The sequence below is a fragment of the Pseudomonas sp. B26(2017) genome, from assembly GCF_002113045.1.
GTDB lineage: Bacteria > Pseudomonadota > Gammaproteobacteria > Pseudomonadales > Pseudomonadaceae > Aquipseudomonas.
This window is the reverse complement of record NZ_NEJJ01000010.1, coordinates 94,817-120,835: the sequence shown is the minus strand read 5'-3', so window position 1 is coordinate 120,835 and position 26,019 is coordinate 94,817. Positions and strand designations below refer to the sequence as shown.

27 protein-coding genes are annotated in these 26,019 nt (G+C 61.4%); 17 read left to right on the top strand and 10 right to left on the bottom strand.

What is annotated here, in order from left to right; genetic code table 11:
* Positions 1-164: 164 nt before the first annotated feature.
* Genes CAF79_RS16460 through CAF79_RS16450 form a run of 3 tightly spaced genes read left to right on the top strand, consistent with a single transcriptional unit; the run spans position 165 to position 2,746 of the window.
* Positions 165-863 (top strand): CoA transferase subunit A, encoded by a 699-nt coding sequence (locus CAF79_RS16460; RefSeq protein ID WP_085698663.1) that lies wholly within the window; start codon positions 165-167, stop codon positions 861-863.
* Positions 864-887: 24 nt separating this feature from the next.
* Positions 888-1,553, top strand: a complete 666-nt coding sequence (locus tag CAF79_RS16455) for a CoA transferase subunit B (RefSeq protein ID WP_085698662.1) — start codon at positions 888-890, stop codon at positions 1,551-1,553.
* An 11-nt stretch (positions 1,554-1,564) separates the two neighbouring features.
* Positions 1,565-2,746 carry an acetyl-CoA C-acetyltransferase gene (locus CAF79_RS16450; protein WP_085698661.1) on the top strand — a complete coding sequence of 394 codons (1,182 nt, stop codon included), beginning with the start codon at positions 1,565-1,567 and terminating at the stop codon, positions 2,744-2,746.
* A gap of 114 nt (positions 2,747-2,860) precedes the next feature.
* Here the strand turns inward: CAF79_RS16450 and CAF79_RS16445 are convergent, their stop codons facing one another.
* Together CAF79_RS16445 and CAF79_RS16440 are read right to left on the bottom strand one after the other, a co-directional pair.
* Positions 2,861-4,129, bottom strand: coding sequence for an Nramp family divalent metal transporter (locus CAF79_RS16445; protein ID WP_371917931.1), 1,269 nt, complete (start codon positions 4,127-4,129; stop codon positions 2,861-2,863).
* Positions 4,130-4,256: 127 nt separating this feature from the next.
* Positions 4,257-4,796, bottom strand: a complete 540-nt coding sequence (locus CAF79_RS16440; RefSeq protein WP_085698659.1) for a chalcone isomerase family protein — start codon at positions 4,794-4,796, stop codon at positions 4,257-4,259.
* Between the two features lie 147 nt (positions 4,797-4,943).
* On the opposite strand from CAF79_RS16440, the gene CAF79_RS16435 reads away from it, so the two are divergent.
* Both CAF79_RS16435 and CAF79_RS16430 read left to right on the top strand, forming a co-directional pair.
* The gene (locus tag CAF79_RS16435; RefSeq protein WP_085698658.1) at positions 4,944-5,717 is read left to right on the top strand and encodes a hypothetical protein; all 774 of its coding nucleotides are present in this window, start codon (positions 4,944-4,946) and stop codon (positions 5,715-5,717) included.
* An 86-nt stretch (positions 5,718-5,803) separates the two neighbouring features.
* Positions 5,804-6,370, top strand: a complete 567-nt coding sequence (locus CAF79_RS16430) for a hypothetical protein (RefSeq protein ID WP_085698657.1) — start codon at positions 5,804-5,806, stop codon at positions 6,368-6,370.
* Positions 6,371-6,373: 3 nt separating this feature from the next.
* Here the strand turns inward: CAF79_RS16430 and CAF79_RS16425 are convergent, their stop codons facing one another.
* The 4 genes from CAF79_RS16425 to CAF79_RS16410 form a co-directional block, all read right to left on the bottom strand.
* Entirely contained in the window at positions 6,374-7,090 is a 717-nt protein-coding gene (locus CAF79_RS16425; RefSeq protein ID WP_085698656.1) for an alpha/beta hydrolase, read from the bottom strand.
* Positions 7,091-7,156: 66 nt separating this feature from the next.
* Positions 7,157-8,269 (bottom strand): succinylglutamate desuccinylase/aspartoacylase family protein, encoded by a 1,113-nt coding sequence (locus tag CAF79_RS16420; RefSeq protein ID WP_085698655.1) that lies wholly within the window; start codon positions 8,267-8,269, stop codon positions 7,157-7,159.
* Positions 8,270-8,396: 127 nt separating this feature from the next.
* Complete coding sequence (locus CAF79_RS16415; protein ID WP_085686295.1) at positions 8,397-9,176, bottom strand: ABC transporter substrate-binding protein; 780 nt, start codon at positions 9,174-9,176, stop codon at positions 8,397-8,399.
* 254 nt (positions 9,177-9,430) lie between these two features.
* Positions 9,431-9,865, bottom strand: a complete 435-nt coding sequence (locus CAF79_RS16410; protein WP_085698654.1) for a rhodanese-like domain-containing protein — start codon at positions 9,863-9,865, stop codon at positions 9,431-9,433.
* A 100-nt stretch (positions 9,866-9,965) separates the two neighbouring features.
* Here CAF79_RS16410 and ftrA point away from each other — a divergent pair, with 100 nt between their 5' ends.
* Positions 9,966-10,955 (top strand): transcriptional regulator FtrA, encoded by a 990-nt coding sequence (gene ftrA / locus CAF79_RS16405; RefSeq protein WP_085698653.1) that lies wholly within the window; start codon positions 9,966-9,968, stop codon positions 10,953-10,955.
* Here ftrA and cobF read toward each other — a convergent pair.
* The gene (cobF, locus tag CAF79_RS16400) at positions 10,924-11,679 is read right to left on the bottom strand and encodes a precorrin-6A synthase (deacetylating) (protein WP_085698652.1); all 756 of its coding nucleotides are present in this window, start codon (positions 11,677-11,679) and stop codon (positions 10,924-10,926) included. The genes ftrA and cobF overlap by 32 nt on opposite strands.
* Positions 11,676-12,233 carry a histidine phosphatase family protein gene (locus CAF79_RS16395; protein ID WP_256579286.1) on the bottom strand — a complete coding sequence of 186 codons (558 nt, stop codon included), beginning with the start codon at positions 12,231-12,233 and terminating at the stop codon, positions 11,676-11,678. The genes cobF and CAF79_RS16395 overlap by 4 nt, the downstream gene beginning before the upstream one ends.
* Here CAF79_RS16395 and CAF79_RS29475 point away from each other — a divergent pair.
* The 9 genes from CAF79_RS29475 (at position 12,118) to CAF79_RS16355 (ending at position 20,829) form a co-directional block, all read left to right on the top strand.
* On the top strand, positions 12,118-12,363 hold the full coding sequence (locus CAF79_RS29475) for a hypothetical protein (RefSeq protein ID WP_227235644.1): 246 nt from the start codon (positions 12,118-12,120) through the stop codon (positions 12,361-12,363). The genes CAF79_RS16395 and CAF79_RS29475 overlap by 116 nt on opposite strands.
* A 207-nt stretch (positions 12,364-12,570) precedes the next feature.
* The gene (locus CAF79_RS16390; RefSeq protein ID WP_085698650.1) at positions 12,571-13,425 is read left to right on the top strand and encodes a MurR/RpiR family transcriptional regulator; all 855 of its coding nucleotides are present in this window, start codon (positions 12,571-12,573) and stop codon (positions 13,423-13,425) included.
* Positions 13,426-13,427: 2 nt separating this feature from the next.
* Positions 13,428-14,072, top strand: coding sequence for an isochorismatase family cysteine hydrolase (locus tag CAF79_RS16385; protein ID WP_085698649.1), 645 nt, complete (start codon positions 13,428-13,430; stop codon positions 14,070-14,072).
* On the top strand, positions 14,069-15,400 hold the full coding sequence (locus tag CAF79_RS16380; protein ID WP_085698648.1) for a glutamine synthetase: 1,332 nt from the start codon (positions 14,069-14,071) through the stop codon (positions 15,398-15,400). The genes CAF79_RS16385 and CAF79_RS16380 overlap by 4 nt, the downstream gene beginning before the upstream one ends.
* A complete protein-coding gene (locus CAF79_RS16375) occupies positions 15,384-16,136 on the top strand; it encodes an N-formylglutamate amidohydrolase (RefSeq protein ID WP_085698647.1) in 753 nt (250 codons plus the stop codon). Before CAF79_RS16380 ends, CAF79_RS16375 begins: the two co-directional genes overlap by 17 nt.
* 87 nt (positions 16,137-16,223) lie before the next feature.
* Entirely contained in the window at positions 16,224-17,573 is a 1,350-nt protein-coding gene (locus tag CAF79_RS16370; protein ID WP_085698646.1) for an APC family permease, read from the top strand.
* 119 nt (positions 17,574-17,692) lie between these two features.
* Positions 17,693-18,709, top strand: a complete 1,017-nt coding sequence (locus tag CAF79_RS16365) for an arginine N-succinyltransferase (protein WP_085698645.1) — start codon at positions 17,693-17,695, stop codon at positions 18,707-18,709.
* A gap of 55 nt (positions 18,710-18,764) precedes the next feature.
* Positions 18,765-19,799 carry an arginine N-succinyltransferase gene (gene astA / locus CAF79_RS16360; protein ID WP_085698644.1) on the top strand — a complete coding sequence of 345 codons (1,035 nt, stop codon included), beginning with the start codon at positions 18,765-18,767 and terminating at the stop codon, positions 19,797-19,799.
* A gap of 160 nt (positions 19,800-19,959) precedes the next feature.
* Positions 19,960-20,829: an oxaloacetate decarboxylase gene (locus CAF79_RS16355; protein WP_007956238.1), complete on the top strand. Its 870-nt coding sequence runs from the start codon at positions 19,960-19,962 to the stop codon at positions 20,827-20,829.
* An 89-nt stretch (positions 20,830-20,918) separates the two neighbouring features.
* Here the strand turns inward: CAF79_RS16355 and CAF79_RS16350 are convergent, their stop codons facing one another.
* Both CAF79_RS16350 and CAF79_RS16345 read right to left on the bottom strand, forming a co-directional pair.
* Positions 20,919-22,154 (bottom strand): M20/M25/M40 family metallo-hydrolase, encoded by a 1,236-nt coding sequence (locus tag CAF79_RS16350; protein WP_085698643.1) that lies wholly within the window; start codon positions 22,152-22,154, stop codon positions 20,919-20,921.
* An 84-nt stretch (positions 22,155-22,238) separates the two neighbouring features.
* The gene (locus CAF79_RS16345) at positions 22,239-23,312 is read right to left on the bottom strand and encodes a diguanylate cyclase (protein WP_085698642.1); all 1,074 of its coding nucleotides are present in this window, start codon (positions 23,310-23,312) and stop codon (positions 22,239-22,241) included.
* 190 nt (positions 23,313-23,502) lie between these two features.
* On the opposite strand from CAF79_RS16345, the gene CAF79_RS16340 reads away from it, so the two are divergent.
* Both CAF79_RS16340 and CAF79_RS16335 read left to right on the top strand, forming a co-directional pair.
* Complete coding sequence (locus CAF79_RS16340) at positions 23,503-24,957, top strand: NAD(P)/FAD-dependent oxidoreductase (RefSeq protein ID WP_085698641.1); 1,455 nt, start codon at positions 23,503-23,505, stop codon at positions 24,955-24,957.
* Between the two features lie 16 nt (positions 24,958-24,973).
* Positions 24,974-25,912, top strand: a complete 939-nt coding sequence (locus CAF79_RS16335) for an alpha/beta fold hydrolase (protein WP_085698640.1) — start codon at positions 24,974-24,976, stop codon at positions 25,910-25,912.
* The last annotated feature ends 107 nt before the right edge of the window (positions 25,913-26,019 follow it).

The following is a 26,019-nucleotide window of genomic DNA, read 5'->3' as shown; positions in this document are numbered from 1 at the left end:
CCCCGGACGCATTCCCACGCAGAGCGTGGGAACGATCAACGAGGCCAATATTGAGCTTTATCAATCAATCAACCTTAAAAATCAACTTAACAAATATATCCTCCAGCGCGACACTCCAACCATTCGGCTAGCCAGCCGCCCGACAAACAATAAAAGAGGTGCATATGGCAGGTTTCGACAAGCGCGTGTATTCCTACGAGGAAGCCATGGCAGGTCTTGAAGACGGCATGACCGTGATCGCCGGCGGCTTCGGCCTGTGCGGCATTCCGGAAAACCTGATCGCCGAGATCAAGCGCAAGGGCACCCGTGACCTCACCGTCGTTTCCAACAACTGCGGCGTCGATGGTTTCGGCCTCGGCGTGCTGCTGACCGACCGTCAGATCCGCAAGGTGGTCGCCTCCTACGTAGGCGAAAACAAACTGTTCGAAGAGCAACTGCTCAAGGGCGACATCGAAGTCGTCCTGACCCCGCAAGGCACCCTCGCCGAAAAAATGCGCGCAGGCGGCGCCGGCATCCCGGCCTTCTTCACCGCCACCGGCGTCGGCACCCCGGTCGCCGAAGGCAAGGAAGTGCGTGAATTCCACGGTCGCAAGTACCTGATGGAAGAGTCCATCACCGGCGACTTCGCCATCGTCAAAGGCTGGAAAGCCGACCACTTCGGCAACGTCATCTACCGCCACACCGCCCAGAACTTCAACCCGCTGGCCGCCACCGCCGGCAAGATCACCGTGGTCGAAGTCGAAGAAATCGTCGAACCCGGCGAACTGGATCCGGCACACATCCACACGCCCGGCATCTACGTCGACCGGGTCATTTGCGGCACGTTCGAAAAACGCATCGAACAACGCACCATCCGCAAATAATCCAGGCTGACGGAGAACAAGAACATGGCACTTACCCGCGAACAAATGGCTCAACGCGTCGCCCGCGAAATGCAGGACGGCTTCTATGTGAACCTCGGCATCGGCATTCCGACCCTGGTCGCCAACTACATCCCCGAAGGCATGGAAGTCATGCTGCAATCGGAAAACGGTCTGCTCGGCATGGGCCCTTTCCCGACTGAAGAAACCATCGACGCCGACATGATCAACGCCGGCAAACAAACGGTGACCGCGCGTATCGGCGCATCGATCTTCAACTCCGCCGAATCCTTCGCGATGATCCGCGGCGGCCACGTCGACCTGACCGTACTCGGCGCGTTCGAAGTGGATGTACAAGGCAACATCGCCTCGTGGATGATCCCCGGCAAACTGGTCAAGGGCATGGGCGGTGCGATGGACCTGGTGGCCGGCGCCGACAACATCATCGTGATCATGACCCACGCGTCCAAGGACGGTGAGTCCAAGTTGCTGAGCAAGTGCAGCCTGCCGCTGACCGGCGCCGGTTGCATCAAGCGTGTGCTGACCGACCTGGCGTACCTGGAAATCGAAAATGGCGCTTTTGTCCTCAAGGAACGCGCACCTGGCGTCAGCGTCGAGGAAATCGTCGCCAAAACCGCTGGTAAGCTTGTCGTCCCGGATCACGTACCGGAAATGCAGTTCGCTGCCGAGTGAGGAATTCGAAAATGCAAGACGTCGTCATTGTTGCCGCCACGCGTACCGCGATCGGCAGTTTCCAGGGTTCGCTGGCCACCGTCTCCGCCGTGGATCTGGGCGCAGCGGTCATCCGCCAGTTGCTTGAGCAGACCGGTCTGGACGGTGCTCAGGTCGATGAAGTCATCATGGGCCAGGTGCTGACCGCCGGCGCCGGCCAGAACCCGGCGCGCCAGTCGGCGATCAAGGCCGGCCTGCCCCACGCCGTTCCGGCCATGACCCTGAACAAGGTCTGCGGCTCGGGCCTCAAGGCCCTGCACCTCGGTGCACAGGCGATCCGTTGCGGCGACGCGGACGTGATCATTGCCGGCGGCCAGGAAAACATGAGCCTGGCCAACTATGTGATGCCGGGCGCGCGCACCGGTCTGCGCATGGGTCACGCGCAAATCGTCGACACCATGATCAGCGATGGTCTGTGGGATGCGTTCAACGATTACCACATGGGCATCACTGCCGAGAACCTGGTCGAGAAATACGGGATCAGCCGCGAGCAGCAGGACGCCTTCGCTGCCGCATCGCAACAGAAAGCCGCCGCAGCCATCGAGGCCGGTCGCTTCGTCGATGAAATCACCCCGATTCTGATCCCGCAGCGCAAAGGCGATCCGGTGGCGTTCAAGGTTGACGAACAGCCACGCGGCGACACCACCGCCGAATCCCTGGCCAAACTGCGTCCAGCGTTCAAGAAGGACGGCAGCGTCACCGCCGGCAACGCTTCATCGCTGAACGACGGCGCGGCTGCGGTCATTCTGATGAGCGCCGAAAAAGCCAAGGCCCTGGGCCTGCCGGTGCTGGCGAAAATCGCCGCCTACGCCAATGCGGGCGTCGACCCGGCGATCATGGGCATCGGCCCGGTTTCCGCCACTCGCCGCTGCCTGGACAAGGCTGGCTGGAGCATCGGCCAGCTCGACCTGATCGAAGCCAACGAAGCCTTCGCCGCGCAATCGCTGGCGGTGGCCAAGGATCTGCAATGGGATCTGGACAAGGTCAACGTCAACGGCGGCGCCATCGCCCTCGGTCACCCGATCGGTGCATCGGGCTGCCGTGTGCTGGTGACTCTGCTGCACGAAATGATCAAGCGTGATGCGAAAAAAGGTCTGGCGACCCTGTGCATCGGTGGCGGTCAAGGCGTGGCCCTGGCGCTGGAACGCGCGTAAGCGCAAACCAGGTTCAACAGCGGGCGGCGGATCCACGACATCCACTGCCCGTTGGCAACAAACCCGGTACGGCTCACGTCGCACCGGGTATTTTTTCGCCTGCGGTTCAGCGAATCAAACGGCCATTTGCAGAATCAGCCACGCATTGGCTCCGCTGATCAGCGCAAACAATCCCCACGCCAGAACCTTGGTAGGCAACCGGTTCACAAACGGCCCCATCAGCTGTTTGTCATTGGTCATGCGAATCAGCGGATACAGCGCAAACGGCAATTGCAGGCTCAACACCACCTGGCTCAGCACCAGCAACTTGCCCACCGCGCCGTCCCCCATCAGCCATACGCCGATGAACGCCGGAATCAACGCCAGCCCACGGGTTATAAGGCGCCGCTGCCAGCAGGGAATCCGCAGATTCAGATACCCTTCCATGATCACTTGTCCTGCGATGGTGCCGGTGAAGGTCGAACTCTGCCCCGAAGCCAGCAACGCCACACCGAACAGCACGCTGGCCAGCGCGCCGCCCACCAGCGGGTCGAGCAAGTGATAGGCGTCCTGAATATCGACCACATCGGTGTGCCCGGACTGATGGAAGGCTGCCGCCGCGAGAATCAGGATCGCCGCATTGACCAGCAACGCCAGCGCCAGCGAACCGATGGTGTCGATGCGCGCCAGTTTTACCGCGTCCTGCTTGCTGGCCAGATCCTTGCCGATCAGTCGCGTCTGCACGATCGAAGTGTGCAGGTACAGGTTGTGCGGCATGACGGTGGCGCCGAGGATGCCAATGGCCAGATACAACGGCGCCGCATCGCTGATCGCCGACAGTGACGGTTTGAAACCTTGGGCGACGTCTGGCCAGTACGGTTTGATCAGCAGCAATTCAACGAAGAAACACGCGCCGATGGTGCCCACGAGCACCAGCATGATCGCTTCCAGTCGGCGGAAGCCACGGTTTTGCAGGGCCAGCACCAGCAACGTATCGAACGCTGTCAGCGCGATACCGAACGTCAGCGAACAACCCAGCAGCAAGTGAAACGCCAGCGCGCAGCCGAGTACTTCTGCCAGGTCTGTCGCGATGATCGAGATTTCCGCCAGCACCCATTGCAGCCGCGCAGTCGGAGTGCTGTAACGCTCGCGGGACAGCTGCGCCAGGTCACGCCCGGTGGCAATACCCAGCCGCGAACACAGACATTGCACGACCATGCCCGACAGGCTCGCCAGCAACACCACGAACAACAGGCTGTAACCGAAACGCGAACCGGCCTCGATCGCGGTGGCCCAGTTGCCCGGGTCCATGTAGCCGATCGACACCAGCAGACCGGGACCGGCAAAACGCAACACGCGTTTGAAGAACGAGGCATTGGGGTCGACCGGGACACTGCCGGCCACCTCCGGCGGGCAGAACGGCGCCGTGGCGATTTTGGGCAAGCTGAATTTCACGCACACATCCAGAAACAAGTCGAAAGACGCAGCTTAGACGTTTCAGTCGGCGTGCCCAAGAGCAGATGTGCTGCGCTCAGGGTTTCGCATTGCCAAGCAATTGCTGGCGCAACTGGGGACTGCGCGTGCGCGGGTCGAGCCAGATGTCGAAAAACGCTCGGGCAAACTGCGGATCATCGATTTCATGCTGCAACTGTTGACCGACAAAAAACCGCGCGCCCTGCCCCGGCAGATACACCCCGGTGATCCGCGTGCCGGCCTGGACGTCGACGAACGATTGCTGCATCTGGGCCTGCCAGACCGCCAATTGCGCCGGGCTGATGGAAGCACCGGCCAGGCGTTTGATCTCATCGACACTGGCCTTGACCAGATCATCGCGAGACACGTTGCGCCGGTAGATCAATTCCAGGGCAAAGGGCTGACCGTCGGCCAGTGGACGCGCGGCACTCCACAGCCGAGCGTTATAAATGTCGAAACCGAACACACTGAAATCCCCGGTGCCGATGATCTGCGCACCCGGCACCGCATCCTGCCAACTGGCCCAGGTCGGCGTCAGTAACAGCGCCCACAAGCCGATTCCGCAACATCCACTCAACACCTTCGGTGTTCTGCTCATCGCGGTAATGACTCCGGTAAACCCTGATAGTCAGAGCATAGTCGGCGATCACGCCCGGCACTTTGTATACATTTATTGCATGCATTTGCAGCAATCCACCAACGACAGTGCTAACGTGGCCCTCATTGACCCGATGGAGCGACCTGCGTGCTGATTCTCAAACTGCTGCTGATTCCCGGATTCCTGCTGCTGATTTCCCTCGCCGGCAAGCGTTGGGGCCCCAGTGTCGCCGGGTGGCTGTCGGGATTGCCGGTGGTGGTCGGGCCGATTCTGTTTTTCCTCGCCATCGAGCAAGGACCGGCGTTCGCCGCGCAATCGGCGATTGCGGCGCTGTCGGCCATGTTTGCGATGATCGCGTTTTGTGTCACTTACGCGCAGGTTGCTCAGCGCGCCAACTGGCCGTTGGCATTGGTTGTTTCTTTATCGGTCTGGGCCGTGTTGGCGCTGATCCTGTCGCTGATTCCGGCGTCGCTGCCCTTCTCCATCGCTGCCGCTGCGACCGCCCTTCTTGCTGCGCCTTACCTGTTTCCCAAGGTGCAACCGGTGGTCGGCGGTCCGGCGCCGAAGTCGGACAAACTGGTCTGGCGGATGATCGCCGGGGCGGCATTGACGCTGGTAGTGACGATGCTGGCCAGTACCGTCGGCGAGCGCTGGAGCGGTCTGCTCGCGGTGTTCCCGGTGCTGGGCAGCGTGATGGCGGTGTTTTCCCAGCAGACCCGGGGCCCGGCATTTACCGCCGCATTGTTGCGAGCGACGGCGACAGGGATGTATTCGTTTTCGGCGTTTTGTCTGGTGTTGGCGCTGACGGTTCCAAGCCTGGGTTTCGGCGGTTTCGTGGTGGCGGTGGCCGTTTCGGTGGCGATGCTGGGCGTCACCCGGCAACTGTTGGCCAGACCGGCGCCGGCACCGTCACCGAACTGACCCCGACCGGACAAACCGCGCTGGAGTGCCGGGCACGCTCCATGGGATGATCGCCGCCCAAGCGCGACCATCCCTCGGAGATTCGAATGTCATTGCTTAGCAAGAAAGCCGTCGTCCTGTTGCTGGCGGCGGTGGCCGGTTTCGGCGCCATCAATGCTCAGGCAGCCAAGGCCAAAGAGAAGGCTGTCACCGAGAAAGTCTCGATGCTCGACGGCAAGTTCAGTTTTGTTCTGCCCAAAGGCTTCGTCGGCGATCCGCTGCCAGCCGGGCCGACCGGTGCCAAGGGCACCATGTACAGCAACGACGCCACCAAGACTGTGGTCATCGTCGCCGAAAACCAGATTCCCGAAGGCAAAAACGTCAAGGACAACGACAGCGCGTTCCTCGACGGCACGGTGTCCGATTTCATCGATGCCCAGCACAAGGCGATGCCCGACTTCAACAAACTCAGCGAAAAGAGCCTGACCCGCAAAGGCAATGGCCTGGGCTTGCGTCAGGTCGACAGCACCGCCACCCAGGGCGGCGGCCAGACTCTCAACACCACATTGCTGGCCGGCTCCGGCACGCGCATGGCGCTGGTCCAGGTGATTTCCCGGGTCAGCGACAAGAGCGGTCACGAGGCGCTGGTGAAAACCATCCTCAAGGAAAAGTGATGCTCAGGGATTGAGTTGCTGCAGCCAGTCGTTCAGATCCCGCAGTTCGGCCGCACTGATACTGTGGCCAACGCCGGGGTAGGCATGAAGTTGCGGTTTGTAATCCAGTTTCTCCAGCAGCGCTTTGGCCGCTGTGGCGCCACTGTAAGGCACGCGGTCATCCGCCGTGCCATGGCCGATGAAGATCGCCAGCGGCGGATGCTGTTGCTCTGACTTCAGCTCACCCTTGAGCACCGGCAACACTCGCCCGCTCAACGCGGCGATGCCGCCCACCACCGCCGGCTGCCGCAGCCCGACCTCGTAGGTCATCATCGCGCCCTGGCTGAAGCCGATCAGGTACACCTTGTCCGGTAGCGCGTGATATTTCTGCGCCGCAGCGGCGATAAAGTCCCGCAGTTTCTGGCTGCTGGCCTTCAGATCATCGGTCTCGCCGTTGTAGGCGCCTTCGCCTTTCTTGCGAAACCACTGGAAACGCCCGTCTCCCAATGCCATCGGTGCCTGCACCGACAGGTAGTTGTACTGCTTGGGCAACTGGAATTTCATGCCGATCAAGTCCGCTTCGTTGCTGCCATAGCCGTGCAGGAAAATCACCAGCGGACGCTGTTCGGCGTCCGGGTGCACCTGGGCCAGGTAGTTGAGCGGCAGATCGTTTTGCAGCGAGGTCTGAGCCTGAACGGCAGTGGACGCCAGCAGCGTCAACAGCGCAAACACCTTCAACATAAGCCTTCCTTCACACAGTGCAGGGTTCGGGGCAGAGCCTAACACTGTGATCCGGATGACGGGGTATCAGTCGTTGATCAGCTTGCCCGCCCGGATCGGCTCGCGCCCCGCCACTTTCGCCTGCCAGATACCCGGCTGGGTGTAGCGACCGCGATCGATGGCGAACAACACGCCGCTGGTGCCGGCGCGCACGGTGGTCACGCGGTCGTTCAACGGGTCGACCACTTCGAACAGCGCATCGCCGCGCTCGACCCATTCACCGGCATCGCGCAGGAAACTCACCACGCCGTGGTGCGGGGCGAACAGGTATTCGGTGCCTTCGAACGGCATGCCTTCGCAGCAGGCTTGCGGCGCCTTCGGCCATTCGCCGCTGATGAAGCCCTGCTCGGCCAAAAAGCCCAGGATCGCCTCGCAATTGGCCTGAGCCTGATCGACGCGGGTGTCGCCCATGCTGCCCAGTTCCAGGGTGGTGGCGAGGTTGGCCGGTGGAATCGCAGCGTTCGGGAAGGCCCGGGCCAGGCGCAACCACGGCGAGGAGCACGACTCGTCGAACGAACTGCCGCCGGAGTCTTCACACAACAGTGCCACGCCAGCCTTCAGGCGTGCGGCGAGGGATTGCCACTGCGACCAGTGTTGCGGCAGTGCGTAAAGATGAATCGCGGCGTCGAAATCGCAATGCAGATCGAGGGTGATGTCGGCCTCACAGGCGTGGCGCAGCAACAGGCGGTGCAGCGCTTCCAGTTGCGAGGCTGGCGCTGGCAGTTCGTCGAGGATCTGGCCCATGGTCTGGCGGATCAACGCAATGTTGGCCTGGGCATCACCGCCCAACTGCTCGCCGATACGCTCGGCCACCGGCACGCTGAGTTCGACGAAGGAGCGGTTGAAGTTCTTGCCGCTGCCCAGCTCGAAGCGCCCCATGTGGCTGCCTTGCAGATGCTGATCGAGACCGATCGGGTTGGCCACCGGCACCAGTTCGACCACGCCTTGCAACTGGCCGTTGCTTTCCAGTTCGGCCAGGCGCTTTTTCAGCTCCCATGCGGTGCGCATGCCCGGCAGTTCATCGGCGTGCAGGCTGGCCTGGATGTAGACCTTGCGCGGGCCGGCGCCGTAACGGAACACGCTCAGGGAACGTTCGCTGCCCAGGTGGCTCCAGGGCAGAAGATGGTCGATGCGTTGCATGGGGAACTCCGGAAATTCTGTGGTCGCTGCCAACGCAGTGACCGCATTGAAAATGTGCTGACAGGATAAATCACGGGCGAAAAAAAAGTGGCCACCGCGTCAACGGGGCCACTTTTTCTACGGCGTATTAATGGCCGTACACGTCAAAGTCGAAGTACTTGTCCTGCACTTGCTTGTACTTGCCGTTGGCGCGGATTTCATTGATGGCCGTGTTGAATTTCTCTGCCAGCTCGGTATCGCCTTTACGCACTGCGATACCGGCGCCACCGCCGAAGTACTTGGCGTCTTCGTAGGTCGGGCCGACGAATTCAAAGCCTTTGCCTGCATCGGTTTTCAGGAAGCCGTCGCTCAGGTTGACCGAGTCGGCCAGCATCGCGTCGATACGACCGGAGACCATGTCCAGGTTGGCTTCCTGCTGCGAGCCGTAACGCACCAGCTCGATGCCGGCCGGCACCAGCACTTCGGTGGCGTAACGGTCGTGGGTACTGGCGCGCAGCACGCCGACTTTCTTGCCTTTGAGTTCGACCAGCGGGTCTTTCACGCCAGAGCCTTCCTTCATCACGAAGCGCGCCGGGGTGTGGTAGTACTTGATGGTGAAATCGACGTTTTTCTTGCGGTCGTCAGTGATGGTCATCGAGGACAGGATCGCGTCGATCTTCTTCACTTTCAGCGCCGGGATCAGGCCGTCGAACTCTTGCTCGACCCAGGTGCATTTGACTTTCATCTGCTCACACAGCGCATCGCCGATGTCCACGTCGAAACCGGCCAGTTTGCCGTCAGGGGTTTTCATCGAGAATGGCGGGTAACCGGCTTCGATACCGATACGGATCGGTTTGGCGTCTTCGGCCACGGCGGTCAGGGACAACATCGACAGTGCCAGGGCACCGAACATAACCAGCTTTTTCATTTATTACTCCCGTGTGCGGAGGCTTTTATTGGCAGCTTTCGATTGTCAGGTTCGGCCTTGGGCTGTGTCGCGCAAAGAAACCGAAGTGGCCGGCAGTCTATGGCGGCGCGCACGGGGCAAATTGTTTTTAAGCGACAAATACTTACAGAAAATCGGCGACTGCCGTCACATGGGAAAAGCGTGCGCCAGAGCGGTGCAAGCCTTGTAGGACAAAGCCGACAAAAGCTGCCGCCAAAGCGGCAACTTTCCGATTATCAGCAATCGCAGGCGATCGGGGCGGTGGCGGCGCGTGGTGTCGCAACACTCAACTGGAAGCCTTCATCCAGCCATCCGGTCACCCCGCCGATCATCTCCTTGACCGGATAACCCAACGCCGCCAACTTCACCGCGGCCTTATTGGCGCCATTGCAATGGGGACCGGCGCAATAGACCACGAAAAGCGTGTTTTTCGAGTAGGCCACCAGCCCCTCCGCCGTCAGCAAACGCCCGGGAATATTGATTGCCCCCGGCACATGCCCACGCTCGAAGGCCAGCGGCCCGCGCACGTCTACCAGGACAAAATCGACCTCGCCAGCCTGCTGGCTGCTGAAGACGTCGGAACAGTCGGTTTCGAAAGTCAGACGGTTGCTGAAATGCATCAGGGCAACGGCCGAAGGCGCTGCAGGAATTTCGCGAACCAGGCTGGGCATGTTGAATCACTCCTTTGTCTGTGGGGATGAACAGACTTTATCGAGCCGTCGCTTGCCGCTACAGTGGCGCACAAGACACTCACCGGGAATTTTCCGCCAAATGCCTGATTCACCTGGATTGGTCGCAATTCTGGCCTACGACGGCCTCTGCACATTCGAGTTCGGTATCGCCGTGGAGATCTTCGGCCTGGCCAGGCCGGAGTTCGATTTTCCGTGGTACGAGCACTGCATTGCGGCGGTCGATCAAGGCCCGATGCGTGCCATGGGCGGTATTCAGGTGCTGGCCGATGGCGGTTTTGAGCTGTTGGCAGAGGCGCGCACCATCATCATTCCCGGCTGGCGCGACCGCAGTGCGCCAGTGCCGGAGGCCTTGCTCGAAGCCTTGCGTGATGCGCATTCACGCGGCGCCCGGTTGCTGTCGATCTGCTCGGGCGTCTTTGTGCTGGCAGCCAGCGGCCTGCTCGACGGGCATGGCGCCACCACTCACTGGCGCTACGCCTCGGAGCTGGCCGAGCGCTTTCCGGCCATTGATGTCGACCCGGATGTGCTTTACGTCGATTCCGGCCAGTTGATTACTTCGGCCGGCAGTGCAGCCGGGATCGACGCCTGCCTGCATCTGGTGGCGCGGGACTTCGGCACCCAGATCGCCAACGCGGTGGCACGACGGCTGGTGATGTCGCCGCAGCGCACCGGCGGCCAGGCGCAATTCATTCCCACCCCAGTCAGCCCGACGCCGCGCAGCGACCTGTCGCGCGTGATGCAGTGGGCCCGCGAGCGCCTGCATGAACCGCTGGAGGTGCGCGATCTGGCCAGCGAAGCGGCGATGAGCGAACGCACCTTCCTGCGCAAATTCACGGAGGCCAGCGGCCAGTCACCCAAGGCCTGGTTGCAACACGAGCGTCTGGCCCGGGCCCGTGAGTTGCTGGAAAGCACGCCGCAGAACACCGAGCAGATCGCCCTGCGCTGTGGTTATCGCTCGGTGGAAAGCTTTCGTGTGGCGTTTCGCAGCGTGGTCGGGGTGCCACCGTCGGTGTATCGCGAGCGCTTCGGTCGGGAGGTCAAGGCTTGCGCAACAGATAGGTGTCCATGATCCAGCCATGCTCGGCCCGGGCAGCCTTGCGCACCCGTTCGATTTCATCGGCAACAGCGCCGAGCTTGCCATTGATAAGGATTTCATCCGGCGTGCCGAGGTAGGCGCCCCAGTAAATCTCTGTCTCCCGATCCGCCACGTGGTGGTAGGAATCTTCGGCATCGAGCATCACCACCAGACTGTCCGTGTCACTCACCTTCCCCGCTGCCAGGCGCCGGCCGGTAGTGATTTCAATCGAACGACCGATGGTGTTCAACGGCACCTTGTGCTGTGCCGCCAAGGCCTGAACGCTGGTAATGCCGGGAATGACTTCGAATTCAAACGCACATCGCCCCGAGGCCAGAATCGCCTGCAGGATGCGAATCGTGCTGTCGTACAGCGCCGGATCGCCCCACACCAGAAAACCGCCGCACTGCCCGTCAGACAATTCGTCATTGATCAGGTGTTCGAAGGTTTGCTGCTTGGCACGGTTCAGCTCATCGACACTGGCGTTGTAGTCCACATCGCCGCGCTCGCGCTCCGGGCTGTGGGCTTCGGCGAAACGGTACGTACGATCGGTGATATAGCGCTCGCAGATTTCCCGCCGCAGGTCGATCAACTTGTCCTTGCTCTGGCCCTTGTCCATCAGGAAAAACACGTCCACCCGGTTCAGCGCCTTCACCGCCTGCATCGTGATGTAGTCCGGGTTGCCGGCACCGATGCCGATCACCAGCAATCGCTTCATTGCTCTGCTCCTTCCAGGTTCATGCCGGACAAGCGTAGTCGCCAGCGCCCGGCAAACCGCAGCTCGACCGCCGCCAGCGGTTCGACATCGAGGCTGTGAAACGCCTCGCCCTGCACAACCTGAATCAATGCAGCGCGAATCACGAACGGATGAGTGACCGCCACCACATGCCCCGGCGTGGCTTGCAGTGCAACCAGCCACGCGTCCACCCTTTCACGCAGCTGCGCCACCGACTCACCGCCATGGGGTGCGGCGTGCGGATCTTCGAGCCACGCTTGCAAGGCCTCGGGTTCGTTTCGTTGCAAGTCCTTGAGCGATTGACCTTGCCACCGGCCCCAGTCGCAATCACGCAGGGCCTCATCGACGTGCGCTTCATGGCCAAACCACGCTGCCGTCTGACGGCTGCGCAGCTCCGGGCCACAAATCAGACGAGATGCCATGGCGAAACGCGAAGCCAGCGAACAGGACGCCAACTCCGTTTCTTCAACAGGTTCGTTCGTAGGAAAACACGCCAATTTTTGTGCGACGGTTCTGGCATGGCAGATCAATGTCAAACGGGTGGTCTGCACGGGGAGTCACTCGGCTGGAAGACAGGACAACCATCAACGCAATCGCGGATGGAGCGGCAATTGTGCCGTAAAACAGGAGGCTCCAAGCAAGTCGACCGGATGGCCTGAAGTGTGATAGTGCAATTGTCTGACACCACTATGGGCAATGGACTACAAGACTGATCGACAGCGGTGTAACCCTTGCGTTACGGGCATCCCGCCCCATTTTGGGGCTCGGTCTAAACACCAAAAAATTCGCTAGACATGTAGCGCCAGTTACATAAATACTGTTTTAAAGGATTATGAAGCGAATTCAACACCCCCCCATCCAGCAGGAGCCCGGATGCCCCCTCTAAGAGACCTGATCACCGACCCCGGCCTTGATCTGACGCCGTCGGAGCGCAAAGTCGTTCGCGCCTTGCTCGATCAGTATCCACGCAACGGGCTTGGCCCGATGGCGCGCCTGGCCGAACATGCCGGCGTCAGCGATCCGACCATCGTGCGGCTGGTTAAAAAGCTCGGCTTCGGCGGATACGCCGAATTCCAGGACGCCCTGCTCAGCGATATGGACCATCGCCTGCGCTCACCGCGCACGCTGTTGCAGCCGCGTTCGCATCAGAACAAGGACGATGCCTGGAGCCATTATCTGGCTCACAGCCATAACCTGCTGGCCGAAACCCAAGCCCTGACCCAACCGGAAGACGTGCGGATCCTCGCCGACTGGCTGCTCGACACCCGCCATCAGGTCTACTGCTTCGGCGGGCGCTTCAGCAGTCTGATGGCGACCTACCTGCTCAACCATTTGCGACTGCTGCGCCCCGGCTGTTTTGCGCTGGAGGACAACGCGCAGCTGCCGGATCGCCTGTTCGACCTGCAACGCCAGGACGTGGTGCTGGTTTTCGACTATCGCCGCTACCAGACCCAGGCCTTGCGCGTGGCCAGCGCCGCGAAAAACGGCAACGCCCGCGTCGTGCTGTTCACCGACATCTATGCCTCGCCGCTGCGCGAACTGGCCGACATGATCATCAGCGCTCCGGTGGAGTCGGCTTCGCCGTTCGACACCATGGTTCCGGCGCTCGCTCAGGTTGAAGCGCTGATCGCTTGCCTGACCCTGCGCTGCCCGGACCTGGCCGATCGCCTGGAAGGTATCGATGCCCTGCGCAACGACTTCGACACCCACTTGCTGGAGGATAAATAAGGATGTTCAGTCTTCCCCATCGCTCGCCACGGGACCTGCCGTTTGTCACCGACCACACCGCGCTGTTGCTGGTGGACATGCAGCGAGCCTGGCTTGAGCCCCAGTTCGACCCGCACCTCGAAGGCCCGGACGCCGCGTACTTCCTCAACCGCACGCGCTCGCAAGTGGTGCCCAATCAGGTTCGGCTGCTCAACGCCTTCCGCGACACCCGGCAGAACGTACTGCACACCCTGATCGAAAGCCTGACCGCCGATGGCCGCGACCGCTCGCTGGATCACAAACTGTCGGACATGCATCTGCCCAAGGGCAGCCCGCAGGCACAGGTCATCGCTGAACTGACGCCTGCGGAAAACGAAATCGTGCTGCCGAAGACCTCGTCCGGGGTCTTCAACTCGACCAACATCGACTACGTGCTGCGCAACCTCGAAACCCGCCACTTGATCATCGCCGGCATCGTCACCGACCAGTGCGTGGACATGGCCGTGCGCGACGCCGCCGACCGTGGCTATCTTGTCACCCTGGTGGCCGACGCCTGCGCGACCTACACCGAAGCGCGCCACGACGCTTGCCTGAATGCGATCAAGGGCTACTGCTGGATCACCGACACCGACACCGTGCTTGGCCGGTTGCAGGAGATGCAGCCATGACCGAACGCCTGTCGCCGTTGCCGATGACCACCATCGTCACCACCGACCTGATCGGCGTCACTCGAGGCCGTTCGTTTCCCACCGATGAGCTGGAGCACTATCAGGCCGCCGGTTGTGGCTGGGTGCCCGCCAACAGCGCGCTGACGCCGCAGGACATCATCGCTTCGACCAGTCCGTGGGGCGCTTATGGCGATTTGCGGCTGATTCCCGATCTGGCCAGCCGCGTCACCGTCGGCAACGGCCCGGACGCCGCCGCCCCGGCGCTGGACTTCATTCACGGTGACATCCGCGAGACCGACGGCCGACCATGGGCAGCCTGCCCGCGCACTCTGTTGCGCAACGAGGTCGAGCGCTATCGCGATGAACTCGGCTTGCAGGTCAACGCCGCGTTCGAACACGAATTCAATCTGCACGCCGGGTTTGCCGAACATCTGGCGTTCTCGCTCGAAGCCCAGCGCCAGGGCGCCGAATTCGGTGGATGGTTGCTCAGCGCGCTGCGCGCCGGAGGTGTCGAGCCGGAGATGTTCCTGCCCGAATACGGCAAGCACCAATACGAAATCACCTGCCGCCCGACCCTTGGTGTGGCGGCGGCGGATCGCGCGGTGAACGTGCGCGAGATCACCCGCGAAATTGCCCGGCAAATGGGCCTGGATCTGAGCTTTGCGCCGAAGACCGCCGCCGACGCGGTGTGTAACGGCGTTCACTTGCACGTCAGCCTGCTCGATCCGGCCGGTCAGCCGATGCTCTACGACGCCGGCACCAGCAATGGTCTGTCGACCCTCGGCCAGCACTGGGCGGCGGGCGTGCTGCATTATTTGCCGGCGCTGTGTGCGTTCACGGCACCGACGCCGGTGTCGTACGAGCGTTTGCAGCCGCACCACTGGAGCGCGTCGTACGCCTGCCTCGGCCAGCAAAATCGCGAAGCCGCGCTGCGTATTTGCCCGACCGTGAGCCTGGGCAACACACCCGTGGCAAAGCAATACAACCTGGAATTCCGCGCCATGGACGCCACCGCCTCGCCGCATCTGGCAATGGCCGCGCTGCTGATCGCCGGACGTCTGGGCATCGAACAGCGTCTGGCACTGAACGCGATCACCGATGAAATCCCCGATTCACTCAACCATGAACAACGCAAGGCCCGGGGCATCGTTGCCCTGCCCGCCTCCCTGGCCCAGGCACTGGATTGCCTGCGTCGCAGTGAAGCGCTGATCGAAGCGCTGCCAAGCGCGTTGCTCGAGACTTTTTTCGCCCTTAAAACCGAGGAACTGGCGCTGACGGAACAGCTCTCGCCCGCTGACCTGTGTGAGCACTATGCACGCCTGTACTGAATCCGCCGAGTTGGGGTTGTACACCCGACCGGTCTACAACCTGAGCCGTGAAGATTCGACGCACCCGCTGATTCTGGTGTGCGAACACGCCAGCCGCTACATCCCGGAGGCCCTGAACAATCTGGGCCTGGATGACACCGCGGCGCGCGAACACATTGCCTGGGACATCGGTGCGCTGGAACTGGCCGAGCAACTGTCGGAAAAAATCGGCGCCACACTGCTGAGCGCCAACTATTCGCGTCTGCTGATCGACCTCAACCGCCCCCGGCATGCACCCGACAGCATCCCGGCGCAGAGCGAGATCTATCAGGTGCCGGGTAACCGCGAGCTTGACGAGGCCACCCGCGAATACCGTCGCCAGTGCCTGTTCAAGCCGTTTCACACGCGGCTGCAGCAACTGATCGATGCACGTCTGGCCGAAGGTCGGCCGGTACGCGTGGTAGGCATTCACAGTTTCACCCCGGTGTACTACGGCCAGCCGCGCGAGCTGGAAGTCGGCGTGTTGTTCGGCCAGGCCAAGGCCTATGCCCGACAGATGCTCGACGGTCTCGGCAAGCACCCGCTGAAAGTCGCCGGTAACCAGCCGTACAAGATCGACCCGCTGGGCGACATGACCGTGCCGGTGCACGGCGATGCGCGAGGCCTGGAATCGGTGTTGATCGAAGTGCGCAACGACCTGCTGCGCAGCCCGGAAGCGGTGACCCGCTGGGCGAATTATCTGGCGCCATTGCTGTAAGAATTGTTGTAACCACTGCTGACGCTGTAAACGACGGACCGACATAACAACTAAAACGAACGATTGGCTGACAAGGAGTTGCGCTTCATGGAAATAGAAGAGTTTGGCTACAAACAGGAGTTGAAACGTAGCCTGACACTCACCGACCTGGTGGTGTACGGGATGATCTTCATGATCCCCATTGCCCCGTTCGGGGTGTATGGCTACGTCAACGCCGAGGCACCGGGGATGGTGCCCCTGGCGTACATCATCGGCATGGTGGCAATGGTTTTCACCGCGCTGAGCTACGGCAGCATGGCGCGGGCCTTTCCGGTTGCCGGATCGGTGTACTCCTACGCGCAACGGGGCCTGAATCAACACGTCGGCTTCATCGCCGGCTGGCTGATGCTGCTCGATTACCTGCTGATTCCGCCGCTGCTTTACGTCTACGCGGCAATGGCGCTCAACCACCTGTACCCGGACATCCCTAAAGTCGGTTTCATTCTGGCGTTCCTGGTCAGCGCAACCTTCGTCAACCTGCGCGGCATTACCTTCACCGCCCGCATGAACATCCTGTTCCTGCTGGCGCAGCTCGTGGTGCTGGGGATTTTCCTGTTCTACGCCTGGAACGCCCTGCACAACGGTGGCGGCAACGGTCAGTTGACCCTCGCGCCGCTGTATCACCCGGAAACCTTCAACTTCGCCTTGCTGATGCAAGCGGTGTCGATTGCGGTGCTGTCGTTCCTCGGCTTCGATGCAATCTCCACCCTCGCCGAAGAGATCAAGGGTGATCCGGGCCGCAGCGTCGGCAAAGCAGCGTTGATTACTCTGGTAGTGATGGGCGCAATTTTCGTCGTACAGACCTGGATCGCCACCGATCTGGCCGCCGGCATGGGCTTCAAGTCCGCCGACACCGCGTTCTATGAAATCGCCGAAATGGCCGCCGGCAGCTGGCTGGCGACTTTGACCGGCGTGGCCACGGCCCTGGCCTGGGGCGTGGCGGTAGCGATCACTTCGCAAGCGGCGGTCTCGCGCCTGCTGTTCGGCATGGCCCGCGACGGCAAGTTGCCGAAGGTGCTGGCCAAGGTCCACCCGAAACACAACACGCCTTACCTGAGCATTTATCTGGTGGCGGTGCTGTCGCTGGTGATCTGCTACCTGTTCATCAATTCGGTGGACACCCTGACTTCGCTGGTCAACTTCGGCGCCCTGAGCGGCTTCATGCTGCTGCACCTGACCGTGATCAATTACTACTGGCGCCGGCAGAAGTCCGGCCAGGTGATTCGTCACCTGATCTGCCCGGTGATCGGCTTCATCATCGTCGCGGCCATCATGTACAACATGGGCGTCGATGCACAAAAACTCGGCCTGATCTGGATCGCCCTGGGTCTGGTGTATCTGTTCTTCCTGAACAAACTCGGCGCCAGTACCGCGCTGCCCGACCCGAGCAATGGCTGACAAGAAAAAGGGCGGCGTCTGACAACAAATCAGGCGACCGCCGCTTTAACGCGTGGAAACCGACAGTGATAGTCAGGTTCGGCGAATGGGCCGAACCTTTTTGATACAGGAGTGCATCCATGCTGGTCTTACGTCCAGTCGAGCCAAACGACCTGCCTCAATTGCAACAATTGGCGCGCGACAGCCTGGTGGGCGTCACCTCCCTGCCGGACGACAGCGAGCGTCTGGGCGAAAAAATCGCAGCGTCCTGCGCCTCGTTTGACAGCGATGCGGCGGTCCAGGGCCCGGAGAATTACTTCTTCGTGCTGGAAGACCTGGACAGCCGCCGCCTGGTCGGATGCTCCGAAATTCTCGCCACCGCCGGCCACGACGAACCGTTCTACAGCCTGCGCAACCGCCACTTCACCAGTGCTTCGCGAGAGCTGAACATCGAACACGGCGTGCCGGCACTGTCGCTGTGCCACGACCTGAGCGGACATACGCTGCTGCGCGGTTTTCACATCGATGAAGCGCTGGTCCGCACGCCGTTTTCCGAATTGCTTTCGCGGGCACGCCTGCTGTTCATCGCCGCCCACGCGCCGCGATTTGCCGAAGCGGTGATTACCGAAATCGTCGGCTACAGCGACGAGCAAGGGCATTCACCGTTCTGGGATGCGCTGGGCAAACATTTCTTCGACCTGCCCTACGTCGAGGCCGAACGCCTGTGCGGCTTGCAGAGCCGTACGTTTCTCGCCGAACTGATGCCGCAATACCCGATCTACGTGCCGATGCTGCCGCAGGCGGCGCAGGACTGCATCGGCCGCGTCCACCCGGACGGCCAGGAAGCCTTCGACATTCTTGAGCGCGAGGGTTTTGAAACCAACAGCTACATCGATCTGTTCGATGCGGGCCCGACCTTGTATGCACGCACCGCCAACATCCGTTCGATCGCGCAAAGCCAGACCGCTACGGTTCAGGAAGCTCCCCTGATCGATGCACGCGGCCACTATCTGGTGAGCAACGATGCTCTGCATGGCTTTCGGGCGGTGGTCGCCGAGCTGGATTACCAGCCCGATCAGCCCCTGGCACTGGACCCAGCCCTGTGCGCGGCACTCAACGTCCGCGCTGGCGGCACGATCCGGGTGATCGCCCTGTGAACCGCGCCTCTACCCAACGACAGTGCCCGAGCAGGCGCGCAAAAGGAGTTGCAGCATGATTGTCCGTCCGGTTCAAGTCAGCGACCTGCCTGCATTGATGACACTGGTGCTACAGGCCGGGCCGGGGTTCACCACCCTGCCCGCCAATGAAGATCGCCTGGCCCACCGGGTACGCTGGGCACAGCGCACCTTCGCCGAGCAGGTCGAGCGGGCCGATGCCGATTACCTGTTCGTGCTTGAAGACGACGAACAGCGAGTGGTCGGCGTCAGTGCCCTGGCCGGGGCTGTCGGCCTGCGCGAGCCCTGGTACAACTATCGGGTCGGGCTGACGGTCAGCTCGGCGCCGGACCTGGGCATTCAGCGGCAGATCCCGACGCTGTTCCTCAACAATGAACTGACCGGCCAATCGGAGCTGTGCTCGCTGTTCCTGCGCCACGACCAGCGCCACGGCAGCAATGGACGTCTGCTGTCGCTGGGGCGCTTGCTGTTTGTCGCCGAATTCCCGCACCTGTTCGGCGAGAAAATGATCGCCGAACTGCGCGGCACTGCCGACGAACGAGGCTGTTCGCCGTTCTGGGACAGCCTTGGGCGGCACTTCTTCCAGATGGACTTCAGCCATGCCGACCACCTGTCCGGGCTGGGCAACAAGGCCTTCATCGCCGAACTGATGCCGCGTCAGCCGCTGTACACCTGCCTGCTCACCGAACAGGCCCAGGCCGTGATCGGTCAGGCCCACCCCAACACCGAACCGGCACTGAAAATTCTCCAGTCCGAGGGCTTCGCCCATAAAGGCTACATCGACATCTTCGACGGCGGCCCGGTGATCGAAGCACCGATCGGCAGCATCCGCACCGTGCGTGACAGCCTGGAACTGACCCTGAGCATCGGCACGCCGGACGAACAGGCACCGCTGTGGCTGATCCACAACCGGCGTCTGGAAAACTGCCGCATTACCGTCGCTCCGGGACGCCGGGTCGGCAGCAATCTGGTGGTTGACCGCCTCACCGCCAAACGCCTGCAATTGCAGCCGGGCAACTCCGTACGGGCGGTGCCGCTGCCCAATCAACAGCTGCAGGCAGTGGCGGCCTGAGCGCCTCTGCCTGCAGCAAGAAAGCCTGAACAGGTTTTTCCTGGTTAACTTCCTCGTTAATTCGTCATGATCCTTGACCCATTGGCGTGATAGCCTTTTCACCTTCGGCGTTGACACCTTTGCTCAAGCCTTTCCATTCCTTTGTATTGGTGGAACTCGTATGACCAGGCTTTCTCATCAAGATTTGCGCCGTAACTTCCGTCAGTTGCTGGCTTCCGACACCTGCTATCACACCGCCTCGGTGTTCGATCCGATGTCCGCCCGCATCGCCGCTGACCTGGGTTTTGAAGTAGGGATTCTCGGCGGCTCGGTCGCCTCGTTGCAGGTTCTGGGCGCTCCGGACTTTGCCCTGATCACCCTCAGCGAATTCGCTGAACAGGCCACCCGCATCGGCCGCGTCGCCCAATTGCCAGTGATCGCCGACGCCGACCACGGTTACGGCAACGCGCTGAACGTGATGCGCACCATCGTCGAACTGGAACGCGCCGGCGTCGCTGCGCTGACCATTGAAGACACCCTGCTGCCAGCACAATTTGGCCGTAAATCCACCGACCTGATCACCGTCGCCGAAGGCGTCGGCAAGATCCGTGCGGCACTGGAAGCCCGGGTCGATTCGGAAATGGCGATCATCGCCCGAACCAACGCCGGCATCCTGCCGAATCAGGAAATCATCAGCCGCACCAAGCAGTACCAGGCCGCTGGCGCTGATGGTATCTGCATGGTCGGGATTCAGGACTTCGATCAGCTCGAGCAGATCGCCGAACACCTGACCGTGCCGCTGATGCTGGTGACCTACGGCAACCCGGCGCTGCGCGACGACAAACGCCTGGCCGAACTGGGTGTGCGAGTAACCATCGACGGCCACGGTGCCTACTTCGCGGCGATCAAGGCGACTTACGACAGCCTGCGCGAACAACGCCAGATCTTCACCCAGGCCTCGGACCTGAGCGCCACCGAGCTGACCCACACCTACACCCAGCCTGAGGAATACATCCTCTGGGCCAAGGAATACATGAGCGTCAAAGAGTAACCTCGCAACACGCGACAAAGAGGCAGAGCGGCCCGACGCCATTACGAGTCCCACTCGCATGGCGCCCGCCGCAAAACCGCTAGCTGCCGTTACTGTTTCGCCAACTCCATAATCATCCGCGACAACAGATAAATCCGCGGCGCAACGCTTTCCACCTCCGCATATTCCTCCGGCGTGTGAATGTTGCCGCCAACAATCCCGAACCCATCCAGCGTCGGCGTACCCACCCCGGCCGACAGGCTCGCATCCGCCGCCCCGCCGCTGCCTTCTTCAGTCAACTTGCGGCCGATCTCGCCGTAGATCCCTTGAGCCATCGCCATCAAACGATCCGACTCCGCCGTCTGCGGCATCGGTGGCAGGCCGCGTTGCAATGAAGTCTTCACTTCGGTGTCAGGAATCAGCTTGTCCTGAGACACCCGCGCCAGATCCTTCTCGATCCGGTCGAACTCTTCCGGCACTGCCGCCCGCACGTCAGCCTTGGCCGTGGCCTGATCCGGGATCACGTTGGTGCGATCACCCGCCTTGAGCACGGTGAAGTTGATGGTGGTTTTCCTGGCTTCATCGCCGAGCTTGCCCAGTTGCAGGATCTGATGCGCCGCTTCCATCGCCGCGTTGCGTCCCAGTTCCGGCGCGACACCGGCGTGGGCAGCCTTGCCCTTGACCTCGACCAGTGCGGTGGCGCTGCCCTTGCGCCACACCACCAGCCCATCTGCCGGACGGCCCGGCTCGAGATTGAGCGTCACGTCGTGCAGCCTGGCGGTTTTCTTGATCAGGTCAGTGGCGACGTCCGAGCCGGTTTCTTCACTGGCATCGAGCAGAAAAGTGATTTGCGCGTAATCCTTGAAGTCGAGGTTCTTGAGGATTTTCAGCGCGTAGATGCCGGCGACGATCCCGCCCTTGTCGTCCATCACCCCCGGCCCGTAAGCGCGACCGTCCTTGATGTGGAACGGTCGCTCGGCAGCGGAGCCCTCCTTGAACACCGTGTCCATATGCGCCATCAGCAGGATCTTCGCCTTGCCGGTGCCTTTGAGCGAGGCGAGTACATGGTTGGTCTTTTCCGGGGAGTTGGGCACCAGTTCGATGGTGGCGCCGAGCTTTTTCAGCTCATCGATGGCGATTTCGCTGACTTGTCTGAGGCCTTTTTCATCGCCGGAACCGGAGTCGATATTGACCAGGCGTTCCAGCAGTTTCAGGGCTTCGGATTTGTATTGCTCGGCGTCGGCCAGCACTTGTTTGTGCGGTTCGGCGAAGGCGCCTGCGGTGGTGAAAGAGAGGGTCAGACCGAGACCGGCGGCCAGCAGGGAACGGGGGAATTTGAACGTCATGAATCAATCCTTGTTTCGTGTCGGGTACTGAACCGTACCTCACATACCCCCAAGGCTCTATCCCGGATGCGACACCCGATCCGTTCAGACCGAATCGAATACCTGGCGCCGTGGCTTGTCGTCGCTGCAGCAAATCACCCGGTTACGCCCGCCGGCCTTGGCCTCGTACAGCGCCTGATCGGCGTCATCCAGCCATCGTGTCGCATCACCGTGGGCGGGATCGAGCGCCGCCAGACCGATGCTCAGGCTGACTTTCAGCGCCGGGTTCTGTTCGTACACCAGAAAGGAAAAACGCTCACGCAACGCTTCCATCGCCTGCGCCGCGTTAAACAGCGGCAAGTCCGGCAACATCACGCAAAACTCATCGCCGCCGTAGCGCCCCGCCACATCGGCCATGCGCAGGTTCTGCTTGAGCATCTTGCTCAACTGACGCAGGACGAGATCGCCGGCCACGTGGCCGTAGGTGTCATTGATCGCCTTGAAGTGATCGATGTCGATCAGCGCAATCGTCGCGCCGGTCTGCTGACGTTTGCAGCGTTCAAACTGGATTTCCAGTTGATCCTTCCAGGCGCCGTGATTGAGCAGACCGGTGAGGCTGTCGGTGCGGCTCAGGGTCAGCAGTTCACGTTTATGCAGGCCGAGGGTGTAGGCCTGGCGAAAGCAGATCCAGCCCAGCGCCAGCGGATACAGCATCAGCAGCGGCAGACAGGCATAGAGTTGCGCCGGTGTGGTCATCGGGACGAACGCGGGCGCAAATACCACCAGCCCGACACCGACGCCAAGCAACTGTGCCGCCGCCCCTGCCACCAGAAAACGCAGGCCGCCGATGGCGACGTTGTTCATCGCCATCATCGAAATGGTCATGGCACTGGGCAAGGGATTGAAGTGCATGGCGGCGACCCAGAAGCCACCGAGGAAAGCGTCGATCAACAGGTTACGGTGTTCGGCGTGATAGGGAACCTTGGCCCGGCGGGCCCATTGATACGCAAGGTGCGGCCAGACCAGGCCGTTGAACAGCATCAGCGCCCAGACCCAGGTCGGCGGGACGAGTGGGTACATCGCGACGCTCACGCACAATAGCCCCAGGACCAGCCCGAGGGTTCGCGATGTATAGAGCCTCCTGGCCAGTGAAAGTCCTTTTCCTCCCGATCTTCCCATAGGGGCCTCGACCACTCGACGGCACTGCGCAGACCGCAGACCGTATGTGCTGGGAGTCTAACAGGGCAACGTTAAATAGCCATCACCGGCCAGCGGGCCGAATGCCCCGTCATCGGCGACACACGGCGGGCAAATGATTGGCTATACATGAAAGGAAGAAAATGGAAAAAAGACTCTAAGAAGGAGGCGCATGCAAACCTACCAAGTGCTGATCATCGGCAGCGGTTTTGGCGGCCAGTGCGCGGCGGTCAATCTGCTCAAGGCCGGTATCGACGACTTTCGCTTGCTGGAACGCCGGGACTTCTTCGGCGGCACCTGGTGCCAGAACACTTACCCCGGTGCAGCGGTGGATGTGCCGTCGCCGCTGTATTCCTTGTCGTTTGCACCTTACCGCTGGACCCGGATGTTCGCTGAACAAGCCGAACTGCACCGCTACACCGATCATGTGGTCGAACGCTTCGGCCTGCGCGACCGGGTGGAGTTGCAGGCCAACGTCGAATGTGTCGAGTGGGACGATGCCGAAAAACGCTGGGCCGTCCATACCGGCGCGAAAGGCACTTTTTATGCGCAGTTCCTGATCAATGCCACCGGGCCGTTGAGCCAACCGGTCATCCCACACTTCCCCGGTCAGGATCGCTTTCAGGGCAGGACCTTTCATACAAACAATTGGGATCACAGCTATGACTATCACGGTAAACGGGTAGCGATTGTCGGCAGCGGTGCCAGTGCGGCCCAAGTGATTCCGGCAATTGCACCGAAGGTCGCCCGGATGCACGTGTTTCAGCGTACAGCGCACTGGGTGCTGCCCCGCGCCGACCGCACGTTCGGGCGATTCCAGCGTTGGCTGCTGGGTCTGAAACCCGCCTACAAACTGCTGCGCTGGATGATTTACTGGCAATTCGAAACCCGGGTCATCGCCTTCAAGTATTCGAAACCGGCGATTCACATGGTGCAACGCCAGGCCCTGAAGTTTCTTGAACGCCAGGTGACTGATCCCCAGTTGCGGAAAAAACTGACACCGGACTTCACCATCGGCTGCAAACGGGTGTTGCTCTCCAGCACCTACTACCCGGCGCTGACCCGACCCAACGTCACGTTACACAGCCGCGAACAGGGTATCGCCAGCCTCGACGAAACCGGCATCGTCACCACGGACGGCCAGCACATCGACGTCGATCTGATTGTCTGGTCGACCGGTTACGACGCCACCGACGGCGTGATTTCCTATCCGGTCAGGGGAAAAAACGCCGTGCAACTGCGCGATGTCTGGGCGCAATACCCACGCGCCTACCTCGGCACCAGCCTGCCGGACTTTCCCAACCTGTTTATCGTCACCGGGCCGAACACCGGCATCGGGCATACGTCGGCGCTGTTCATCATCGAATCGCAGATGAACTACATCCTCGACTGCATCCGCACCTTGCAGGCCAAAGGTCTGCGCAGCATCGAAGTTCGCCCCGAAGCGGAACGTACCTACACTCAGATGATTCACCGGGAAATGGAGCGCACGGTCTGGAAAACCGGCGGCTGCCACAGTTGGTATCAAAGCAGGAGCGGTCATGTGATCGCGATGTTTCCCGGCTTCAGTTTCAGCTACCACCGATTGACCCGGGCGCTGAAACCGGCCGACCACATTCTGTCTTGAACAAGGAAGATCCACGATGCTTTTGCTGTTTGTCGCCCTCGCGGTTTTCGTGGCCTGGAGCTGGTTGAGTTATCCGGCGGTCGGCCACTGGCTCTACGATCTGAGTGCGGCCCTGGAGGCCAGGCTGTACCGGTTGCACAAGATTGAAGTGCCGATTACCGAAATGACTGTGTCGACCTGGCAAGGCGGGCCTTATGAAGCGTCGAGCAGCATTTTGATGCTGCACGGCTACAGCGCCGAAAAAAACCTGTGGTTGCGCTTCGCCCGGCATTTTGTCGGCCAGTACCGAGTGATCATCCCGGACCTGGCCGGCCACGGCGAAACCGGCTTCAAGGCCGGCGGTGGCTATGACATTCCGGTGCAAGCCAAGCGCATGATCCAGTTGCTCGACGTCTGCGGCGTCGAGAAGGTCCACGTGATCGGCAACTCGATGGGCGGCTACATCGCCGCGTGGCTGGCGGCGACCTACCCTGACCGCATCGCTTCGGTGGCGCTGATCGACCCGGCGGGCGTCACTGCGCCCGAGGCCAGCGACATGGAGCGTCACCTGGCTCGTGGGCACAATCCGTTCCTCATCAACTCCCGGGAAGAATTCCGACGTTTCTATGCCATGACCATGGCCTCGCCACCGTGGGTGCCGGGTCTGGTACTCGACGCCATTGCCCAGCGCTACGAGCAACAGCGAGACGAACTGGAAGAGATCTTCCGCGATTTTCGCGCCAGCCCGCCGATGGAACCGAAGTTGCCGGACATCAAATGCCCGGCGTTGCTGCTCTGGGGCCGCAAGGACCGGTTGATCGATGTCAGCAGTGTGCCGGTGTGGAGCAAGGGCATCGCCAATCTGAGGGTGGATGTGTGGGATGGCGTCGGGCATATGCCGATGGTCGAGCAGCCCTCGAACACAGCGCGTCTGTACCAGGAGTTTCTGGGGGAGCATTCACGTCAGGACAGGTAAACGGTCAGTCGTTGGCAGAATGAAGTCCGTAGGATTCTTCGTTTGCCCGCGTCGGCGAAGGCTGCGATCTTTTCCGACATCCTTTACGTGACCGTGCCAGGAATTTT